Annotated in this window: 2 protein-coding genes and 1 pseudogene; 2 read left to right on the top strand and 1 reads right to left on the bottom strand. The window is 73.2% G+C overall.

The window, feature by feature from the left end:
* Positions 1–606, bottom strand: a pseudogene (locus DQW06_RS09095) (DUF3824 domain-containing protein); the annotation flags it as partial.
* Between the two features lie 240 nt (positions 607–846).
* Here DQW06_RS09095 and cofD point away from each other — a divergent pair.
* Together cofD and DQW06_RS09085 are read left to right on the top strand one after the other, a co-directional pair.
* Entirely contained in the window at positions 847–1,836 is a 990-nt protein-coding gene (gene cofD, locus DQW06_RS09090) for a 2-phospho-L-lactate transferase (protein WP_013154772.1), read from the top strand.
* Positions 1,833–3,128: a coenzyme F420-0:L-glutamate ligase gene (locus DQW06_RS09085; protein WP_117198287.1), complete on the top strand. Its 1,296-nt coding sequence runs from the start codon at positions 1,833–1,835 to the stop codon at positions 3,126–3,128. The genes cofD and DQW06_RS09085 overlap by 4 nt, the downstream gene beginning before the upstream one ends.
* The last annotated feature ends 166 nt before the right edge of the window (positions 3,129–3,294 follow it).

Here is a 3,294-nt window from a genome sequence, read left to right as displayed (position 1 = left end):
GTACTGCTGGCCGTAGGCCTGCTGCGCGGGGTCCACGCCGTACTGCTGGGCGGGGTCGGCGGGCTGGCCCGGGTAGGCCGGCTGGGCGAAGGACTGCTGCGCGCCGGTGGCGGGCGGGAACTGCTGCGGGTAGGCGTTCTGCGGCCGCACCACCCTGGGGACCAGGGTGGGGTCGTTGAAGGCCTTGAGCGCGGCGAAGCCGAAGATGCCGAGCACCGCGCCCTGGGCGACGGTCCCCAGCATCCGGGCGAAGCCGTGGCCGATGTTGATCGCGTCGATGAAGCCGCAGATCACCGTGATCAGGCAGAACAGCAGGCCCACACCGGTGATGATCATCGCGGTCAGCACGACCGGGGAGGCGCCCGCCCTGGTCCTTTCGCTGGTCAGCACGAGGGCCACGGCGACGGCGACCAGGATCGTGATGGTCACACCGAAGAAGTTGGCGGAGCCCGCGTCGTACATGGCCGAGGCGAAGGACGTCTCCGAGCGCCAGCCGCTGGATCGGACGATCACCTGGATGAGTCCGGAGAGCATGAGCACGCCCGCGGCTGCAAGCAGGACCCAGGCCCCCGGAAGGCGCAGGCGTTCTAGCGTTTCGTTCTTCAAGAGAGGTTCCCCATCTACTGCTGCTTCGCCGTCGGGTCGTTGGGAACGGCGTCGGGCTGTCACGTGTGGATCGACCGCGTCCGGGCATGGATGTGGGGACACCGGGCGGGGCCGAAGAGTGGGATGGCGACCGCGGCCACGGAGTTCACGGATCTCCGATACCGGAACGGTCACACACGGATCATGCCCACGGCGGGGCAGACGACCCATACACGCCCCCAGACTGCCAGACTTGGACGCATGCGGATAGTCGTACCGGCTGGCGGTATCGGCGGCGCGCGGTTCCTCCGCGGCCTCAGGGCGGCGCTCGGAACCGTGGCGTCGGCCACCGAAGAGCACACCACAGACAGCAGCGTCACCGTCATCGGCAACACCGGTGACGACATCACCCTGTTCGGGCTGAGAATCTGTCCGGACCTGGACACGGTGATGTACACCCTCGGCGGGGGGATCAACGAGGAGCAGGGCTGGGGCCGGACCGACGAGTCCTTCACCGTCAAGGAGGAGCTCGCCGCCTACGGCATGAAGCCCACCTGGTTCGGTCTGGGCGACCGCGACACCGCCACCCACATCGTGCGGACGCAGATGCTCGCCGCCGGATTCCCCCTCTCGGCGGTCACCGAGGCGCTGTGCGACCGCTGGCGCCCGGGCGTGCGGCTGCTGCCGATGACCGACGACCAGGTCGAGACGCACGTGGTCGTCGACGACGGCGGGGGGCGCCGGGCCATCCACTTCCAGGAGTGGTGGATCCGGCACCGCGCGGCGCTGCCCGCCGAACAGATCGTCAGCGTCGGCGCCGAGACGGCCAAGCCCGCACCCGGTGTGCTGGAGGCGATCGCCGATGCCGACGCCGTGATCCTGCCCCCGTCCAACCCGGTGGTCAGCGTGGGCTCCGTCCTGGGCGTCCCCGGGATCCGCGAGGCCATGGTGGCCAAGACCGTGGTGGGCGTCTCCCCCATCATCGGCGGAGCGCCGGTGCGCGGCATGGCCGACGCCTGCCTGACCGCGATCGGGGTGGAGACCAGCGCGGGCGCGGTCGCCGCGCACCTGGGCGCCGACCTGCTGGACGGCTGGCTGGTGGACGAGGCCGACGCGGGTACCGAGGTGGAGGGGATCGAGGTGCGCTCGCGTCCCCTGTACATGAGCGACCCCGCCGCCACCGAGGCGCTCGCACGGGCGGCCGTGGACCTGGCCGTGGAGCTGGCGCAGAGGCGGGGAGGCGGCGAGTGAGCACCGAACTGCGCGTGCGCGGGCTCGGCGGCATCCCCGAGGTGCGGTCGGGCGACGACCTGTCGGCCCTGGTCGCCGAGGCGGTGGCCGCCTCCGGGACCGCGCTGGCCGACGGGGACATCCTCGTGGTCACCTCCAAGATCGTGAGCAAGGCCGAGGGCCGCGCCCGCCGTATGGACCGGGAGGAGGCCGTCGCCTCCGAGACCGTCCGGGTGGTGGCCCGCACGGGCAGGACCGGGATCATGCAGACCCGGCAGGGGCTGGTCATGGCCGCCGCGGGGGTGGACGCCTCCAACGTCGAGCCCGGCACCGTGCTGCTGCTGCCCGAGGACTCCGACGCCTCCGCCCGCGCGCTGCGCGCCGGGCTGCGCGAGCGCCTGGGCGTGAACGTCGGTGTGATCGTGTCCGACACCTTCGGGCGGCCGTGGCGGATCGGGCAGACCGACGTGGCCATCGGCGCCGCCGGGCTGTCCGCCGTGCAGGACCTGCGCGGCACCGCCGACACCCACGGCAACCTCATGGAGGCGACCGTCAACGCGGTGGCCGACGAGATCGCCGGCGCGGGCGAACTGGTCAAGGGCAAGACGAACGGTGTCCCGGTCGCGGTGGTCAGCGGCCTGGGCGGCCTGGTCACCGAGGAGGACGGTCCTGGGGCGGCGGTGCTGATCCGCACGCCCGAGACCGACCTGTTCCGGTACGGGTCGCGGGACGTGGTCCCGGCCCGGCGGACGGTGCGCTCGTTCACCGACGCGCCGGTGGATCCGGCGGCGGTGCGGCGGGCGGTGGCCGCGGCGGTGACGGCCCCCGCGCCGCACCACACCACGCCGTGGCGCTTCGTGCTGGTGGAGTCGGCGCACACGCGCAAGCGGCTGCTGGACGCGATGCTCGCGGCGTGGGTGGCGGACCTGCGCGGTGACGGGTTCAGCGAGGAGCAGATCGCCCGGCGCACGCGGCGCGGCGACGTGCTGCGCGGCGCGCCGTACCTGGTGGTGCCCTTCCTGGTGGCCGACGGGGCGCACCCCTACCCGGACGCGCGCCGGGCCGACGCCGAGCGGTCGATGTTCCTGGTGGCGATGGGCGCCGGGGTGCAGAACCTGCTGGTGGGGCTGGCCGTGGAGGGGCTGGGGTCGGCCTGGGTCTCCTCGACCATGTTCTGCGCGGACGTGGTGCGCGAGGTGCTGGAGGTGCCCGAGGAGTGGCGGCCGATGGGCGCGGTGGCCGTGGGGCACGCGGCCGAGGCGCCGAAGGAGAGGCCGCCGCGCGACCCGGAGGACTTCGTCGCCGTGCGTTAGCGGACCGGCCGCGACCGTCGCCGACGTGGACCAGGGGACCTCCTTCGTGTCGGTCCCGTACCTGTGGCGGGGTCGGACGGTCCCGACCCGCCGCGGGTGCGGGACCACACTGGGCGGCACCGGTCGCGACGCGTCGGCCGGCGCCCCCTCCGGCCGGTGACGCGGT

Origin of the sequence: Nocardiopsis sp. TNDT3, assembly GCF_003427465.1 — a bacterium.
Classification (GTDB): Bacteria; Actinomycetota; Actinomycetes; order Streptosporangiales; family Streptosporangiaceae; genus Nocardiopsis; species Nocardiopsis dassonvillei.
The sequence above is the reverse complement of the archived record's forward strand: the minus strand, read 5'-3'. Positions and strand labels throughout refer to the sequence as shown.

What these genes read in the sequence shown, in the direction of transcription:
- cofD (WP_013154772.1), top strand. Translation starts at nt 847, where the DNA reads ATGCGGATAGTCGTACCGGCTGGCGGTATCGGCGGCGCGCGGTTCCTC.